14 protein-coding genes are annotated in these 16,227 nt (G+C 57.0%); 5 read left to right on the forward strand and 9 right to left on the reverse strand.

Features of this window, described 5'->3' with window-relative positions; all coding sequences use genetic code 11:
* Window positions 1-8 precede the first annotated feature (8 nt).
* From QK293_RS04430 to QK293_RS04445, 4 genes are all read right to left on the reverse strand, one after another.
* On the reverse strand, window positions 9-449 hold the full coding sequence (locus QK293_RS04430) for a cupin domain-containing protein (RefSeq protein ID WP_282375859.1): 441 nt from the start codon (window positions 447-449) through the stop codon (window positions 9-11).
* A gap of 536 nt (window positions 450-985) precedes the next feature.
* Window positions 986-2,389, reverse strand: coding sequence for an MFS transporter (locus QK293_RS04435; RefSeq protein WP_282375861.1), 1,404 nt, complete (start codon window positions 2,387-2,389; stop codon window positions 986-988).
* 464 nt (window positions 2,390-2,853) lie between these two features.
* The gene (locus QK293_RS04440; protein WP_282376081.1) at window positions 2,854-3,288 is read right to left on the reverse strand and encodes a DUF1801 domain-containing protein; all 435 of its coding nucleotides are present in this window, start codon (window positions 3,286-3,288) and stop codon (window positions 2,854-2,856) included.
* Between the two features lie 42 nt (window positions 3,289-3,330).
* Entirely contained in the window at window positions 3,331-3,567 is a 237-nt protein-coding gene (locus QK293_RS04445; protein WP_282375862.1) for a hypothetical protein, read from the reverse strand.
* Window positions 3,568-3,736: 169 nt separating this feature from the next.
* Here QK293_RS04445 and QK293_RS04450 point away from each other — a divergent pair, with 169 nt between their 5' ends.
* From QK293_RS04450 to QK293_RS04470, 5 genes are all read left to right on the forward strand, one after another.
* Entirely contained in the window at window positions 3,737-5,500 is a 1,764-nt protein-coding gene (locus tag QK293_RS04450; RefSeq protein WP_282375863.1) for an L-lactate permease, read from the forward strand.
* A 230-nt stretch (window positions 5,501-5,730) separates the two neighbouring features.
* Window positions 5,731-7,230 carry a glycolate oxidase subunit GlcD gene (gene glcD / locus QK293_RS04455; protein WP_282375864.1) on the forward strand — a complete coding sequence of 500 codons (1,500 nt, stop codon included), beginning with the start codon at window positions 5,731-5,733 and terminating at the stop codon, window positions 7,228-7,230.
* Complete coding sequence (gene glcE / locus QK293_RS04460; protein ID WP_282375865.1) at window positions 7,230-8,294, forward strand: glycolate oxidase subunit GlcE; 1,065 nt, start codon at window positions 7,230-7,232, stop codon at window positions 8,292-8,294. The genes glcD and glcE overlap by 1 nt, the downstream gene beginning before the upstream one ends.
* Window positions 8,295-8,297: 3 nt before the next feature.
* Window positions 8,298-9,515 (forward strand): glycolate oxidase subunit GlcF, encoded by a 1,218-nt coding sequence (gene glcF, locus QK293_RS04465; RefSeq protein ID WP_282375866.1) that lies wholly within the window; start codon window positions 8,298-8,300, stop codon window positions 9,513-9,515.
* Between the two features lie 20 nt (window positions 9,516-9,535).
* Window positions 9,536-9,937, forward strand: a complete 402-nt coding sequence (locus QK293_RS04470; RefSeq protein WP_282375867.1) for a heme-binding protein — start codon at window positions 9,536-9,538, stop codon at window positions 9,935-9,937.
* A 70-nt stretch (window positions 9,938-10,007) separates the two neighbouring features.
* On the opposite strand, the gene QK293_RS04475 is transcribed toward QK293_RS04470, so the two are convergent.
* The 5 genes from QK293_RS04475 to QK293_RS04495 form a co-directional block, all read right to left on the reverse strand.
* Window positions 10,008-11,537, reverse strand: coding sequence for an MFS transporter (locus QK293_RS04475; protein WP_282375868.1), 1,530 nt, complete (start codon window positions 11,535-11,537; stop codon window positions 10,008-10,010).
* A 93-nt stretch (window positions 11,538-11,630) separates the two neighbouring features.
* Window positions 11,631-12,503, reverse strand: a complete 873-nt coding sequence (locus QK293_RS04480; protein WP_282375869.1) for a prephenate dehydrogenase dimerization domain-containing protein — start codon at window positions 12,501-12,503, stop codon at window positions 11,631-11,633.
* Window positions 12,500-14,569 (reverse strand): aminodeoxychorismate synthase component I, encoded by a 2,070-nt coding sequence (gene pabB, locus QK293_RS04485; RefSeq protein ID WP_282375870.1) that lies wholly within the window; start codon window positions 14,567-14,569, stop codon window positions 12,500-12,502. The genes QK293_RS04480 and pabB overlap by 4 nt, the downstream gene beginning before the upstream one ends.
* Window positions 14,566-14,964, reverse strand: a complete 399-nt coding sequence (locus QK293_RS04490; RefSeq protein ID WP_348775344.1) for a chorismate mutase — start codon at window positions 14,962-14,964, stop codon at window positions 14,566-14,568. Before QK293_RS04490 ends, pabB begins: the two co-directional genes overlap by 4 nt.
* A complete protein-coding gene (locus QK293_RS04495) occupies window positions 14,945-16,216 on the reverse strand; it encodes an aminotransferase class I/II-fold pyridoxal phosphate-dependent enzyme (protein WP_282375872.1) in 1,272 nt (423 codons plus the stop codon). Before QK293_RS04495 ends, QK293_RS04490 begins: the two co-directional genes overlap by 20 nt.
* Window positions 16,217-16,227 lie beyond the last annotated feature (11 nt).

A 16,227-nucleotide genomic window follows, 5' to 3' on the forward strand; every position in this document is an offset into this window, starting at 1 on the left:
CACGGCGATTATTTTTCCAGTACGACCAGTGGCGTGTCTTTCTTCACAATGTACGTCGCCAGCTCCGACGCTTTGTTCGCGCCGATATTCTTCGCGACGTGCGCAGTACCGGCGGGGATGTACAAGGAATCGCCAGCCTTGAGCGTTATCGGTGGCCGCCCCTCGAGCTGATATTCAAACGTGCCCTCAATGACGTAGGCCACTTCCACCCCCGGATGAGAATGCTTAGGGGATACCACACCCGGCTCGAAATCAACGCGAACCTGAATCACTTCACGCCCGGCGACGTCGAGATCCTGGCGCAGCAGATCGGTGCGGTGAAGACCCGCCTGCCAGCTTTTTACCGGAGGCGCCTCTTGAGCTTGAGCGAGGCCCGCGAAGGCAGTGAGTGCCGCGGCAACGGCGACGCCGAGCATGCCAGCGGAGATACGGTGATTGAGACGGGACATGGCATTTCTCCAATGAGTGCGCGGAAAGTTGCGCGCAGGTTGCCGCGGATGCGGTGGCTCTATTCAGAGGCCGCCGTGTATCGCGCATGTGTCGCCAATGCCCTGGATTTGTATGCGAAGTTAGCTGCAGCCGCGCTGGATACGTTCCGATACAAACGAATCCTGCGCACACGAAAAAGCCCGCACAAGGCGGGCTTGGAAATCGAGTAGGTGGCCGGTGCTGGTCTCCGGCTTACAAGGTTTATCAGGACTCCCACAGAACAGTTTTGTGCTGTCCTGCTTCACACGGCATAAGGGCTGGATCTCAGCGCGGAGATCTTTCTAACCGTGTACCCTTCGGAACGCGCCCCACGTTTCCTCGCCATCCGCTTGCGCATCAGTCTGCGTCTTCACCTACAACTTCAAGAGTAGTACAAAGTCCGAAGCGCAAGGTGGGCTTTTTTAGAACGATTTTGCCCTGAGGGAAGCGTGGCAGGATTGAAAGATGCTATCGCCAGTGACGCACCTCTGTGGGTCAAATGCCGAGCGCCAGCCGTTTACAGATCGGTGATTTCCTTATGGCGTGGCACCAGCGTCTTCATCACGCTCCACGCCACCAGATAGGCCACCGCACAGATGGCAAACATGATCATGTAGCCGGTATGAATATCGCCAATCAGTTTGTAATGGTCGATCACCCAACCGCCGGTCTTGGTCATCACTACGCCGCCCAAGCCGCCTGCCAAACCACCAATACCGACCACCGAAGCGATGGTTTTTTGCGGAAACATGTCGGACACGGTATTGAAGATATTGCACGACCACGCCTGGTGCGCGGATGCGCCCACGCCGATCAGCAGCACCGGTACCCAGAAACTGAGGTAACCCAATGGCTGCGCCAGTAACACCAGCAGCGGGAAGAAGGCGATCACCAGCATGGCTTTCATACGGCCGTCATACGGCGCGTCGCCGCGTGCCATGAAATAGCTGGGGAACCAGCCGCCGCCGATGCTGCCCACCATGGTCATGCTGTACAACACGGCCAGCGGCAACACGATGGCCTGGCCCTTCATGCCGTATTGCGCTGACAGATAGGTCGGCAGCCAGAACAGGAAGAACCACCACACGCCGTCGGTCATGAATTTGCCAAAGGCAAAGGCCCAGGTCTGGCGGTAGGTCAGCAACTTGAACCACGATACTTTTTTGGCAGCGGCACCCGAGTCTGTGCGGGTGAGCGCCTGCGCGCCCTGATCACTGCGGATGTAGGCCAGTTCCTGCGCCGACAGGCGTTTTTGCTCCTCCGGCTTTTCGTACAGCGCAATCCATACGCCCAGCCAAACGAAGCCCAACATACCGACCACGATGAAAGCCGCTTCCCAGCCCCACAGGCCGGCGATCAGCGGTACGCAGATCGGCGCCAGGATCGCGCCCACATTGGCACCGGAGTTGAAAATACCGGTGGCAAAGGAACGTTCCTTCTTCGGAAAATATTCGGCGGTGGCCTTGATTGCGATCGGAAAGTTACCCGCTTCGCCTATCGCCAGCACGGCGCGCGACAGCATGAAGCCTGCGATCGAGACCGGGATGACGGCAATGCCGAGCGCGCTGGATATGGCGCCGATCCCCTCACCCATCGGCACCGCAAAGGCGTGCATTATTGCGCCGGTCGACCAGATGCCGATGGCCAACACAAAGGCGGTCTTGGTGCCGATCCTGTCGACCACACGGCCGGCGAACAGCATGGAAATCGCGTACACAAACTGAAAAACAGAAGCGATGTTGGCGTAATCGGTATTGCTCCAGCCAAATTGCGTCGATAGATCCGGCGCCAACAAACTCAGTACCTGGCGGTCCAGGTAATTGACGGTGGTGGCAAAAAACAGCAACGCACAGATAGTCCAGCGGTACTTGCCGACGGCCTGGCCGATGCGTTGCGGGTTGATGGGCTCGTTCAGATTCATAGCATCACTTTATTATTGGATTAGGCTCGAAAATGGGCAATCAATGCTCAGCGACCGGAGTTGGACGTATAGCAAGTGCTATCAGGCGTTTGGCGAAACAGCCTTATGTAACGCGCAAGACTGCGGGGATGGGCAAGCAGTCAAGGTCGAGCCATAAGAAGGGGCATTCAGGGAGGCGTGCAGGCGAGTTGAATTCATGATGGGGCCGATACTCTTTTTTATTTTTAGGGTTTAATCGTCGACAATTGTCTGTCGTCGTACAACTGTACCTTTTATATCGAGTTAACTCCTAGGCTGTCAATCTGAAAAATAGCCGTTCGTCTCAACAATGACCGCCTGTTAAGGGCATTAAGCGCAGGGTATGGACGATTGGTGATTGGGCATTGTTATACGACAACGCCTTTCACAAGCTCATGACGAGAGACATCGATAGCGGTCATCTCGTCAGGGTTTCGCAGGGCCGCTTATTCAGCCGATTGGGTGCGAGAGGCCGCTCGTGTCGAGGTGTGGAGCGCGACGGCGGCGAGAATGAGCGCCTTCAAGGCTTTCTCATCAAGCGTGTCGCCCTCATGCAAATCAATGGCACGTCGGGTGTTGCCGTCGAGACTGGCGTTGAAGAGCCCTGAAGGGTCTTCCAGCGAGGCGCCCTTGGCAAACGTCAGCTTCACGACCTGCTTGTACGTCTCACCGGTGCAGATGATGCCGGCGTGCGACCACACTGGAACCCCCCGCCACTTCCATTCCTCGACCACGTCGGGGTCAGCCGGCTGGATGAGCGTTCGGACCCGAGCGAGCGTCTCGCCCCGCCAATCTCCCAGCGCCTTGATTCTCGCGTCTATCCGCTGAGAGGCCGAATCTCCCCCCTCTTCTTCCTTTGCACCGACCTGCTCTTTCTTCATGGTGGGTGTCGTCTTCTTCATGAGGGTGTCCAAAACCGGGCTCTACAGCGTTTTTTGACTGTTGCCGAGGGTCTTTGCCTTTTCGATCCCCCAGTCAAAGGCAGCCTCCATGTCCAGCAGATGCGGTTTTGGATCGTGATCCTCAAAAATAGCCGTGCCGTCCGGCCGGTACACACCGATGAACATTTCCAGCGAGCCGTCCCTCAATATCTCGGCTTTGACCTCTATCTTGCATCCGTTCGACAGCGTTTCCTTGTGGACCATATGACGTTCAGTCATTGCTGCATTCCTCTCGTTTAAGTCCGAGTAGCGCATTTACCTATGGGCCATGTTAGCTCAGTGCGGCCCACTAAAAGGCCTGCCAGGACAGCGGCGTAATGCCACCTATACTAGAAGCCACCGTCCCCACGGGGTCTGCACGCCTAACAATAAAAAGCAGAGGTGGAACATGGTCTGGCAGCAAATCTACGATCCGTTCGGCAACCCGATACTTTCAACCCTCATGGCAGCAGTGCCGGTCGTGGTAATGCTGGCAGCCCTTGCGTTTTTCCATATCAAGGCGCATCTGGCGGCATTGATGGCCCTGGCCTCGGCGCTGGTGATCGCGATTTTCGCTTTCGGCATGCCGGCGAACATGGCCGGCTCGGCCGCCCTTTACGGCGCCGCCAACGGCTTGCTGCCCATTGGCTGGATTGTGCTCAACATCATATTCCTGCATCGGCTGACGACCGAGAACGGCTCGTTCAAGGTGCTGCAGGATTCCCTGGCGCGCATCACCGACGATCGACGCCTGCAATTGTTGCTGATTGCTTTCTGCTTCGGTGCTTTCTTCGAAGGCGCCGCTGGTTTCGGCACGCCAGTGGCGGTGACCGGGGCGATTCTGATCGGGCTGGGCTTCTCGCCTCTGGCCGCGTCTGGCCTGGCATTGATCGCCAACACCGCGCCTGTGGCGTTCGGCGCGCTGGGTACGCCGATCATCACCTTGGCCAAGGTGACCGGGCTGGATGAAATGGAACTGTCGATGATGGTCGGCCGGCAATTGCCGTTCTTCTCGGTGATCGTGCCGTTCTGGTTGATCTGGGCCTTCGCCGGATGGCGCAAGATGCTGGAAATCTGGCCGGCGATTCTGGTGGCGGGGGTCAGTTTTGCCGTACCGCAATTCGTGGTGTCCAACTACCACGGGCCGATGCTGGTGGACGTGATCGCCGCGCTGATTTCCATGGCCTGCCTGACCGGTTTCCTCAGGGTCTGGAAGCCGGCCACCGTGCATACCTCCGCCGCGCTGTCCGGGCGCGTCGACAACTCCAAAATAGCCGAAGAGCATGACGAAAAACCCGTCGCCAGCGCGACCTTTGCCAGCGATGCCAAACCTGCGGTGATGCGCGCGTGGATGCCGTGGATCATCCTCACGGTGTTCGTTTTCGCCTGGGGCACCCAGGGCTTCAAAAACATGTTCGATACCCGCCCGGCGATTGATCCGGCCACTAACTCGGCCAAGCTTGATCCTCAAGGCAAACCGATGCGCGAAGCGAACCCGATCTTCGCCCCGGTGTTGACGTTCACGACTATTCACCAGCAGATCGAGAAGGTCCCGCCCGTGGTGCCCACACCAAAAACCGAGGAAGCGGTCTACAAGTTCACCTGGCTCACCAGCACCGGTAGCGGCATCCTGCTGGCGGCGATTCTCGGCGGGCTGCTGATGGGCTATTCCATCCCGCAACTTATCCACCAGTACCTGCGAACGATCTGGGTCGTGCGTTACTCGCTGATCACCATCGTCGCGATGCTCGCCCTGGGTTTCCTCACCCGCTATTCAGGCCTGGACGCCACCATGGGCCTGGCCTTCGCCGCAACGGGCATCTTCTACCCCATGTTCGGCACCCTGCTCGGCTGGCTCGGCGTGGCCTTGACCGGCTCGGATACGGCGTCAAACGTGCTGTTCGGCGGCTTGCAACGGGTGACCGCCGAGCAGTTGGGGATTAGCCCGGTGCTGATGGCCGCGGCCAACAGTTCTGGCGGGGTCATGGGCAAGATGGTCGATGCCCAGTCGATCGTGGTGGCGTCCACCGCCACGCGCTGGTACGGCCATGAAGGGGAAATCCTGCGCTATGTGTTTTTCCACTCGATCATCCTGGCCATTCTGGTCGGTGGCCTGGTGACGTTGCAGGCGTATGTGGCGCCGTTCAGCAGTATGGTTGTGGGCGGGCATTGATTGACGCAAACCTGTCAGCCATGCCCGGGTCATCGCCGGGGCATGGCGGCAATGTTTCACTGTGTGGTGAGGGAGGCCCCGCCCCGTCTTCGACGCCGCGCTGTCGCGCAGCAAACTGGTTCGACCCGCCAACAACACATAGACAGTAGAACGCCCCAAGCCAATGATGCAAGTCAGTGGTAACCGGACACAGACCTCCAATAAAAACAACTGAGGGTCGTCAACCGACTATGAACATTCTCTACGATGAACGCGTCGACGGCGTCCTGCCTGATGTCGACAGAGCTGCCTTGCTGCAGGCGCTGCACACGCAGTGGCCGGATCTGGAAGTCCTGCACCAACAGGAAGAGCTCAAACCGTACGAATGCGACGGACTTTCTGCTTACCGCACCACACCCATGCTGGTGGTACTGCCGCGCCACATCGATGAGGTACAAGGCGTGCTTCGGCTCTGCCATGAGCGGCATGTCGCGGTGGTCGCCCGCGGTGCCGGCACCGGTTTGTCCGGGGGCGCATTGCCGCTGGAAAAAGGCGTGCTGCTGGTGATGGCGCGCTTCAATAATATTCTGCACATCGACCCCGCAGCCCGCACGGCTCGGGTTCAGCCGGGGGTACGCAACCTGGCGATTTCCCAGGCAGCAGCGCCGTTTGGCTTGTACTACGCGCCGGACCCCTCCTCCCAGATCGCCTGCTCTATTGGCGGCAACGTGGCCGAAAATGCTGGTGGCGTGCATTGCCTGAAGTACGGGCTGACCGTGCACAACCTGCTCAAGGTTGACATCCTGACTGTCGACGGCGAACACCTGAGCCTGGGTTCGCAGGCGCTCGACTCTCCGGGCTTCGATCTGCTGGCATTGTTCACGGGTTCCGAAGGCATGCTCGGTGTCATCACCGAGGTCACGGTCAAACTGCTGCCCAAGCCCCAGACCGCCAAAGTGCTGCTGGCGGCGTTCGATTCCGTCGAGAAGGCCGGTCGCGCGGTGGGTGACATTATTGCCGCCGGCATCATCCCCGGCGGCCTGGAAATGATGGACAACCTGGCCATTCGCGCCGCCGAAGACTTCATCCACGCCGGCTATCCGGTCGACGCCGAAGCCATCCTACTGTGCGAACTCGATGGCGTTGAAGCCGACGTTCATGATGACTGCGATCGCGTGCGCCAAGTGCTGGAACAGGCCGGCGCCACCGAAGTGCGCCAGGCCCGCGATGAAGCCGAACGCGTGCGTTTCTGGGCCGGACGCAAGAATGCCTTTCCGGCGGTGGGCCGCCTCTCACCGGATTATTACTGCATGGACGGGACAATTCCGCGCCGCGAGCTGCCCGGAGTGCTGCAGGCGATTGCCGCGTTGTCCGCCGAATACGACCTGCGGGTGGCCAACGTTTTCCACGCCGGTGACGGCAACATGCACCCCCTGATTCTGTTCGATGCCAATCAACCGGGCGAACTTGATCGCGCCGAAGCTCTGGGCGGCAAGATCCTCGAATTGTGCGTGAAGGTCGGCGGCAGCATTACCGGTGAGCACGGCGTGGGCCGGGAGAAGATCAATCAGATGTGTGCGCAGTTCAATAGCGATGAGCTGACCCTGTTCCATGCCGTCAAAGCCGCCTTCGATCCAAGTGGTTTGCTCAACCCTGGCAAGAACATTCCGACGCTGCACCGCTGCGCCGAGTTTGGCGCCATGCACGTTCATTTGGGACAGATGCCCTTCCCTGAACTGGAGCGTTTCTGATGCGCAGTGAACACGATCTCGACGACAGCGGCGCGCTGCTCGAGCAGGTCAACCAGGCGCTGCAAAACGCCACGCCGTTGCGCATTCAAGGTTCCAACAGCAAGGCGTTTCTTGGGCGCATCGTGGCGGGCGAAGTCCTCGACACGCGTAGCCACCGAGGCATCGTCAGCTACGACCCGACCGAACTGGTGATCACCGCCCGCTGCGGCACGCCGTTGACAGAGCTTGCTGAGGTGTTGGATGCAGCGCAGCAGATGCTGCCTTGCGAACCGCCCTCCTTCGGCGACGGCGCCACGGTCGGCGGCATGATCGCCAGCGGGTTGTCGGGACCAAGGCGTCCCTGGTCGGGGTCCGTCAGGGACTTCGTCCTTGGGACACGCGTCATCACTGGTCATGGCAAGCATTTACGCTTCGGTGGCGAAGTCATGAAAAACGTTGCCGGCTACGACCTGTCGCGCTTGATGGCCGGCAGCTACGGCTCGCTTGGCGTGGTGACCGAAGTCTCGCTCAAGGTCCTGCCCAAGCCGCGTCAAGCCTTAAGCATCAGCCTGGAAATGGACAGTGATCGCGCCTTGCTTCGCCTCGCAGAATGGGGGCAACAACCGCTGCCGATCAGCGCCGCGTGCCACGATGGGCAGTGCCTGCACCTGCGACTTGAGGGTGGCGAAGGCTCGGTGGCTGCAGCTCATGAGCGACTGGGCGGCGAGTTGCTGAACTCCTCGTATTGGGTTGATCTCAACGAGCATCGATTGAGCTTCTTCGATGAGGACCAGGCACTTTGGCGCCTGTCCGTTCCTCACAACACGCCTCGACTTTCCCTGCCTGGCCGTCAGCTGATCGATTGGGGCGGTGCACAGCGCTGGCTCAAAACCGACGCAGACGCAACGTTCATTCGCTCGATCGTGGAAGAAGTCGGCGGGCATGTGACCTGCTACAGCCATGGCCTGATCGACAGCCCGTTTCAACCGTTGCCTGCCGCACTGATGCGCTACCACCGGAACTTGAAGCAACAACTCGATCCCCAGGGAATCTTCAACCCCGGACGCCTGTACGCGGAGCTTTGACCCATGCAGACCACCTTGAGCGAACGCGCACGCCAACTGCCCCGTGCCGAAGAAGCCGAAAGCATCCTGCGCACCTGTGTGCACTGCGGTTTCTGCAATGCCACCTGCCCGACCTATCAATTGCTGGGCGATGAGTTGGATGGACCGCGGGGCCGCATTTATCTGATCAAGCAGGTCCTGGAGGGCAACGAAGTCACGCAGAAGACCCAACAGCATCTGGATCGCTGCCTGTCTTGCCGTAATTGCGAAACCACCTGCCCTTCCGGTGTCGACTACCACAACTTGCTGGACATCGGCCGGGCCGTGGTCGATGCGGCGGTGCCGCGCCCACTCGGCCAGCGGTTGTTGCGCGAGGGATTGCGCAGCGTCGTACCCCATCCTGCGCTGTTCAAAGGACTGGTCAGCAGCGGCCAGGTGTTCCGGGCGTTGTTGCCCAACACCTTGAAAATAAAGTTACCCCGCCGTGTCTATCCAGCCAAGCCGCGCCCGACCACTCGCCACGCCCGGCAGGTGCTGATGCTCGAAGGCTGTGTGCAACCGAGTCTGTCGCCCAATACCAACGCGGCCGCCGCCCGAGTCCTGGATCGACTGGGGATCAGCGTCACCGCGACCCATGAAGCCGGATGCTGTGGTGCCGTGGATTATCACCTCGACGCTCAGGCGGCCGGCCTTGATCGCGCCCGCCGCAATATCGATGCGTGGTGGCCGAGCATTGAAAAAGGTGCCGAGGCCATCGTGCAAACCGCCAGCGGTTGCGGCGCTTTCATCAAAGACTACGGTCACCTGCTCAGCACCGATCCGGCCTATGCCGAAAAGGCTAGAACGGTCAGCGCGCTCGCCAAGGATCTGATTGAAGTGCTGCGCGACGAACCGCTGGAACAGCTCGGCATCCATAGCGACCAGCGCCTGGCGTTCCATTGCCCCTGCACGTTGCAGCACGCACAGAAACTGGGTGGCGCGGTTGAGGCGATTCTGACGAGTCTGGGCTTCAACCTCACGTCGGTCCCCGACGGGCACCTGTGCTGCGGCTCGGCGGGCACCTATTCGCTGACCCAACCCGAACTGTCCCGGCAACTGCGCGACAACAAGCTCAATGCGCTGGAAAGCGGACATCCCGAAGTCATTGTCACGGCCAATATTGGCTGTCAGTCCCACCTCGATGGTGCGGGCCGAACCCCTGTCAGGCACTGGATCGAACTGGTCGAAGCCGCCTTGCCATAACCGAGCACTGGAGAATTGCCATGAAAAGCAAAGCCGTACTGAGCCAGACCGAAGTCAGCCAAATCCTCGCGGCTGCACGCACCGAAGCGCAGAACAACCAATGGGCGGTAACCATCGTGATTGTCGATGACGGCGGCCACCCCCTGGCCCTCGAACGCCTCGACGGTTGCGCTCCGATTGGCGCCTACATCGCCACCGAAAAGGCCCGCACCTCGGCCCTCGGTCGGCGCGAATCCAAAGGCTATGAAGAGATGGTCAATGGCGGCCGCCACGCCTTTTTGTCGGCGCCATTACTGACCTCGCTGGAAGGTGGCGTGCCCATCATGGTCGACGGCCAGGTGATCGGCGCGGTCGGTGTATCCGGTGTCAAAGCCGAGCAGGACGCACAAGTTGCCAAAGCCGGCGCGCAATGCCTGAGCTGATCCGAGCTGAGCTGAGCTGAGCGCTGAAACAGTCGGGCCGTGTGATAAACGGCCCGACGTTCGTTCTCGATCACTGCCCTTCAGCAAGTTCCGTCTTCGGTGTCCGCAAAGCGCGCCAGGCAATTAAAATCGCCATGAGTGCCAAGCCGAACGTCACCCACGAAACCAAATTAATTCCACCCTCGAATGCACTCCCCGCCTGCGTCATCAGCGCACGTGCTTGATCTCCCGACAACTGCACCGCCACATAATTAGCACCGGATAGCGTCTCACTCGCCAGCATCGTCTGCACCTCGCTCAAAAAACCCGGAAGCTGCAATGCACCGCGATAGTAGGCAGTGACGAGACCACCGAGCACTGTCGTCCCCAAAACCACACCCACTTCATAGGCTGTCTCACTAATGGCCGACGCCGCGCCCGCCTTTTCGGGCGGTGCGGCGGACAAAATCACGTCGTTGGATACCGTCGCGATCGCGCCCACGCCAATGTTCAGCAAGGCAAAAGCCACCACCAGAACGAACAGGCTGCTGCCGATGCTGGCGACCAACAAAAACGCCGCCCCAACAAACGCCATCAGAATCGGCACCAGCACATGCACCTGTACTCGACGTGCCACAGGCACGACTGCCATTCCCACTACGATCGCCATGATCTGACCAGGTACTAACGCCAAGCTAGCCCTCAAGGGCGACATCTGAAGGACGATCTGTAAGAACTGAGTGGTGAAGAATACAAAGCCGACGAGGAACGCGAGGCTCATCAGATTGATCAGCACTGAGCCGCTGAAGGTGCCACTTCGGAACAGACTCAGATCCATCAGCGGCACAGGCAGACGTAACTGCCGACGCACAAACATCCACCCAGCAACCATGCCGATTACAAATGCTGTCAGTGCCAACCCGTCAACACCATTACTGGCGCTGTGTTTAATGCCGTAAACGATGGCACTGAGGGCAACCATCGATTCCAAGATACTGAGCGGATCCAATGGTCCTGAACAGTCTTGCTCGGACTCGGGCAACAACACCGGTCCCAATACCAATAACGGCACCAATACGGGTATTGCCAACAGGAAAATCGCCTCCCAGCTGAAAAATTCCAGCAAAACCCCACCGACCAAAGGACCGAGTGCCGATCCTACCGTCAGCGTTGTTGCCCAGATCGCGACAGCGACTCTCCGTTCTTCTCGATCCACAAATACCGAACGTATCAATGCCAACGTTGAGGGCATCAGCATCGCACCGAAAATCCCCATGCAAGCTCGCCCGGCAATCAGTTGTGTAGCCGTATCGGAGTAGGCGGTCAGCACCGACACAATGACAAAACCCAAAGACCCAGCCAGTAACAACTTACGATGACCGATTCGATCGCCCAGACTGCCCATCGACACCAGCAATCCCGCCAATACCAGCGAATAGGCATCGATCATCCATAACTGCTGACTAGCGCTCGGACGCAGGGCCTCGGCAATCTTGGGTAACGCGAATCCAAGCACCGTATTGTCCACGGTCACCAGTAGTACTGGCAGCATCAGCACGCTTAGGGCTGACCATCGTTTTGATTTTGCTCTGTGTTGTGCTGCCTTACTTACTAATGCCATCAGCCAAGCTCCTTATCACCCTCAAAAAATTCACAGGAGATTTTGCAATGCGCTGTGAAACGAACCCAGCACACTTCCATGTCGAGGACTCGGTTAGTTCAGTAATGAAAAAACGTGCTGACAATCGACAGCCCCCGAGTTCAAACGACTACCCAAAGCATTTGAAACGCCCTGTAAGTCGCGTCTGAACTCGTCATAATCTTGACTAGAGACATTATTCATCAAGCGTTCCATCCCTTCCGCCAGCGCGGCGCGCTGGTGGTTAGCCTGATCATTTTCTAGCTGTATATCCCAGTAGACTTCAGGCGGATTGACCAGAACCCGGGACAGCAACGCCATCATTGTCCGCATCGGAGGTGGCATCACCTCAAGAGCGCTTTCCAGATCAAGTGAAGACCTTGCCAACGCCAAGCCGAACCCGAGAATTGCGGCATGGGGCAACGCCTGACAGAGCGCCATGAGTTCATCGTGAGCCACGGGCGTCATTCGCTTTATCTTCATCCCCGCCTCCATCAAGTGTTGCTCGATGAAAGCCGAAGGCGAGTCGCCATCTTCAAGACAAATTGCGACGGTGCGTCCCTGAACGGAGAGCTTGGGTGAAAACATTGGGTTGACGCCGACGAAAGGCTGCTGGGACGAAGCATTTTTCAATGCTCTGTAAAATGGCTCCTGAACAGAACAAGTCGGTATGAATACAACATCGTTCGAAACGGAGCCAACAACCCAAGGTATTGCCCGGATAGCCACGCTTTCGGGCAACGCAAAGACCACTGCCACCGCTCCTTGGAAGATGTGCCCGGTATTGCTGAACGGACTTGTGACATCGACTTCATAGAAGCCACATTCCTGTTCGGAAGGCCTGCGATCCACCACCCGGACATCGTATCCATATTGCATAAGAATGCGGCTGATCAATGAGCCAACCAAACCCGCTCCCCCCAACACGACAACCGTGTCGCTCATCATGATTCGCTCCCTACGACAAAACTGTAATAAGGCACGCTAGCCTTGACCAAAGTTTCTTCAAGCTCTTGCTGTGGATCGGAGTGCGCAACAATCGCGCCACCAATTCCAAATTTCGCCTCGTTACCCTGGAGCACTGCCGTTCGGATGACAATACTCAGCTCCGCTCCACCACTGAAAGATAACCAGCCTAATGCGCCTGAGTAGACACCACGGGCGGAAGCCTCCAATACGTCAATAATTTCCATCGTGCGTTTCTTCGGAGCTCCCGTCATTGAGCCACCGGGGAAACAGGCTCGAATAGCTTCGATCGTTGAAATATCCGAGCGAAGGTGCCCACGAATCGTTGAGACAAGTTGGTGAACCGAAGAAAAGCTTTCCACTGAGAAAATCTCAGGGACATGAACGCTCCCTGGACGGCACACTTGATTCAAATCATGGCGCACCAAATCGACAATCATTAGGTTCTCGGCCCTGTCCTTTGCCGAGTTACGTAGCTCATCGCGCAATATTTGGTCCTCGGCGAATTGTTTACTACGCGGTCTGGTTCCCTTGATCGGTCTGGACTCGATCAATCCGCTGTCATCGATTCTGAGAAAGGTTTCGGGCGAAGCGCTTAATACTGAAAATCCTGCAAACGAGAGGTAAGCACCGTAGGGTACGGGGCTAGCCTGGCGCATTCGCCAATAAGCACTCAAAGGCGCACCGCTGTACGCCATTTTTGCCCTATTGGTCAGGCAGATCTCGTACGACTCCCCATCGGTGATGTACTTGAGAGATTGATTGATCTTACTGATGTAATCATCTGGCCCGTCCTCAAGCGAGAGCTTCAGCTGATCTACGGCACCTGGAATAAACGAACTGCAATGACCAGCGGACTCATCATTACGATGGAGAAAATCAGGTAAGGACGGCCAAACCACAGCATCGCCAGTCGCAGTCATCACGCATTCATAGGCCTTGTCTTCATGATGATCAAAGACAAAGAAATGCGGCGCAAACATGAATGAAGCATCCGGATAAACCGAACGGTAAATTTTTCGTCCACCCGCCAGTGCTTTCAATTCGTAACCGAGGTAGCCAACAAACCCACCCTTGAAAACAAACGGCAAGTACTGAGGGGTTGCCACATGCACAGCTTCGAAGATTTGGGCAATCAGTGTAAAAAAGTCTCCTTTGATGTTTTTTTTGCCCTTGGGGCCCTCAAGTTTCATGCACTCATCGTTGACATTGTATTCAAGCCTTATCGCTCCTTGCGCCTCCCCACTACCCATGATCGAGTAGCGGGCATTAGGTCTTTCTGACTTCTCGCTGTCTAGCCAAAAAGAAGAACGATCGTCTGCATAGAGCGTCGAGAATACTGCTAGTGGATCCGTGCATTCGGAAAACTCGCGGTAGGCAAGCTGCATATTCAGCATCCCCCCTACTGCGACGTAGGCATCTTTTGATGACGTACATTCCGTGTCGGACTCTAAGTGAGCTCTAGCACTGACGTTATGTTCCAGCGCCATGCGTACGAAGTTGCTCAATAGCGCATGGCCATATTCTGACTCGATGGATTCGGGGTGGAACTGGACACCCCAAACTGGTCTGGCGATGTGTTCGATTGCCATGACCACACCTTCAGACGTCCAGGCCGTACATTGGAGCTCTGCTGGTAGGCTTGTACACATTAACGAATGGTATCTGACCACTTCGAACTGCTCCGGTAAGTCTCGAAAGAGCCCTTTACCTGAATGAGTAATCCGACTGCGGTAGCCATGCACAGGGTTGGGAGCGTACCCCACCGTCCCCCCAAGAAATTGAGCGATTCCTTGGTGGCCTAGACAAATACCAAGCAACGGGACAGGCGAACGGAGGATGACGTCACCGCACACACCGAAATCCCCCTCCTGACTGGGGTGCCCTGGACCGGGCGACAGCACTACAGCGTCATATTTTTCGATGCCCAATTCATTGTACGGAAGTGTATTTTTGACTACATCCGCGCAAATGCCTGTCACCTCATACAAATACTGAGCGATGTTCTGGGTGAAGGAATCAAAGTTATCAATCAGCAATATTTTCATGAGGGTCGCCCCGGGGCCAGACACTGATTGATCAGGACGTCTTCCTGAGTACACGTCTCTTCTATAATCAGTTTGAATATCGACTCGGCATATTCCGGCCTCAATCCTACCGCCTCCGACCTAATCTTAATCATATCGAGCACGTAGGAAACTCGTCCGGGTTGCATCATCGCAATACCATGGATGGCTTTGAGCTGGGCAATGTCCATGCACACTTTCATTCGCTCAGAAAGCAGGTCGACAACTTGCAAATTTATCGAGTCAAGCCGCTCGCGCTGCGGCTGCAAAATGTTAGACGTGCCTGTCTGTGATAACTGTCCCTGTCGTTTCATCTTTTGCACCTCCGTTAGCCAATTTCTGGAAGAGAGTCGCCAGTCAGGCGTGATCCCGCTCATTGATAGCAGGCGTCCATAACCCCTTGCTCGTCATAGCCCCTAGAGCAGCCCCCAATAACCTGATGTCTTTGCCACTGTGGTCTGCTGAAATTGCAAAACGCAGCATCGCTTTGCCTTTGGCAATGATTGGGTAAAACACCGGAAAGAGCAGCATGCCTTGGTCACGCAGGATTCTCGCAGCCTGCAAGCCGGCCTCCTCTGTTTCAAAGAAGGCTCCTCTGACAGGTGACTGGATACCTGCGTTGAGCAACTGGTTGTCGGTGAGGGAATCTAAAAGGGCGACATTTTCCCAAAGTCGCCGTTGCAAAATATCGATCTCTTCACTGAGATGGATTTTCGCCGAGGCAACGTTCGCCGCCAACATGGGCACCATAATGGAATGACCAAATATCAGCGGATTCGCCAGGGTTCGGATAACTTCAACATCCCGTGGATCTGAAACCACGACAAAACCACCCGCGCCACCAAAGGCTTTGGAGAGAGACCCTGCCAGAATAATATTTGCAGGTAATGAGTGATCAACTGTTGAAAAGGCATATCCCGCACCATGTCGTCCGACGATCGAAATACCATGAGCATCGTCTACGTATAAGTATCCCTGTGCCGACTCTAGCTGCCGAGAGAGCTCAGCGATGGGTACAAGACCACTCATCGAACCAATTCCATCGATCAAGAGCACTGGAGTTTCACCTTTGTCGGTGCAGTCTTTCAGCGCTGTGGTCATTGATTCTTGACTGGTGGACTCAACTCTAGAAACAGGTCCGAACTGGTCCAAAATCCCCCTAAGTACCTGCATCGAAGCATGGGCGGTTTTGTCCATCAGCCAATGGATTCGTCTTTTGACCGGATACCCACCCAACGAACCACTCCCCAGCAACGGTAAAACACCTAAATGGACACTGCTGGTAGAGGTAAACACCGCAACGCCGCTACCTCTGTAAATCTGAGAAAGCAACTCTTCCAGTTGAGGCAGGTAACGTGGGCGCATTGCACTTCGAGAAGACGACAGGTGCAATCCGGAAGTTTCCATAGCCTGGTGTGCGGCATCGATCAATGCCGAGTGGGTTTCCAAGCCCAAGTACGAACAGGAAACAAACTCTATGAATGTGCCTCCGTCCTGCAAGGTAATGTGCTTACCCGCACGACTCGCAACGGTAAAACCTGTCAGCCCTTCCTCGTAAGCCTTCGCCAGTGCACCAGTGGTGTTGCCGCGACGAATGCTCATCCAGTCTTGTCTAGTTTGCACATCCATAGCTAAACTCC

The organism is Pseudomonas sp. AL03, assembly GCF_029960815.1.
Classification (GTDB): domain Bacteria; phylum Pseudomonadota; class Gammaproteobacteria; order Pseudomonadales; family Pseudomonadaceae; genus Aquipseudomonas.

Coding starts and splice junctions, on each gene's coding strand:
- QK293_RS04430 (WP_282375859.1), bottom strand. CDS start 449: ATGTCCCGTCTCAATCACCGTATCTCCGCTGGCATGCTCGGCGTCGCC.
- QK293_RS04435 (WP_282375861.1), bottom strand. CDS start 2,389: ATGAATCTGAACGAGCCCATCAACCCGCAACGCATCGGCCAGGCCGTC.
- QK293_RS04440 (WP_282376081.1), bottom strand. CDS start 3,288: ATGAAGAAAGAGCAGGTCGGTGCAAAGGAAGAAGAGGGGGGAGATTCG.
- QK293_RS04445 (WP_282375862.1), bottom strand. CDS start 3,567: ATGACTGAACGTCATATGGTCCACAAGGAAACGCTGTCGAACGGATGC.
- QK293_RS04450 (WP_282375863.1), top strand. CDS start 3,737: ATGGTCTGGCAGCAAATCTACGATCCGTTCGGCAACCCGATACTTTCA.
- glcD (WP_282375864.1), top strand. CDS start 5,731: ATGAACATTCTCTACGATGAACGCGTCGACGGCGTCCTGCCTGATGTC.
- glcE (WP_282375865.1), top strand. CDS start 7,230: ATGCGCAGTGAACACGATCTCGACGACAGCGGCGCGCTGCTCGAGCAG.
- glcF (WP_282375866.1), top strand. CDS start 8,298: ATGCAGACCACCTTGAGCGAACGCGCACGCCAACTGCCCCGTGCCGAA.
- QK293_RS04470 (WP_282375867.1), top strand. CDS start 9,536: ATGAAAAGCAAAGCCGTACTGAGCCAGACCGAAGTCAGCCAAATCCTC.
- QK293_RS04475 (WP_282375868.1), bottom strand. CDS start 11,537: ATGGCATTAGTAAGTAAGGCAGCACAACACAGAGCAAAATCAAAACGA.
- QK293_RS04480 (WP_282375869.1), bottom strand. CDS start 12,503: ATGATGAGCGACACGGTTGTCGTGTTGGGGGGAGCGGGTTTGGTTGGC.
- pabB (WP_282375870.1), bottom strand. CDS start 14,569: ATGAAAATATTGCTGATTGATAACTTTGATTCCTTCACCCAGAACATC.
- QK293_RS04490 (WP_348775344.1), bottom strand. CDS start 14,964: ATGAGCGGGATCACGCCTGACTGGCGACTCTCTTCCAGAAATTGGCTA.
- QK293_RS04495 (WP_282375872.1), bottom strand. CDS start 16,216: ATGGATGTGCAAACTAGACAAGACTGGATGAGCATTCGTCGCGGCAAC.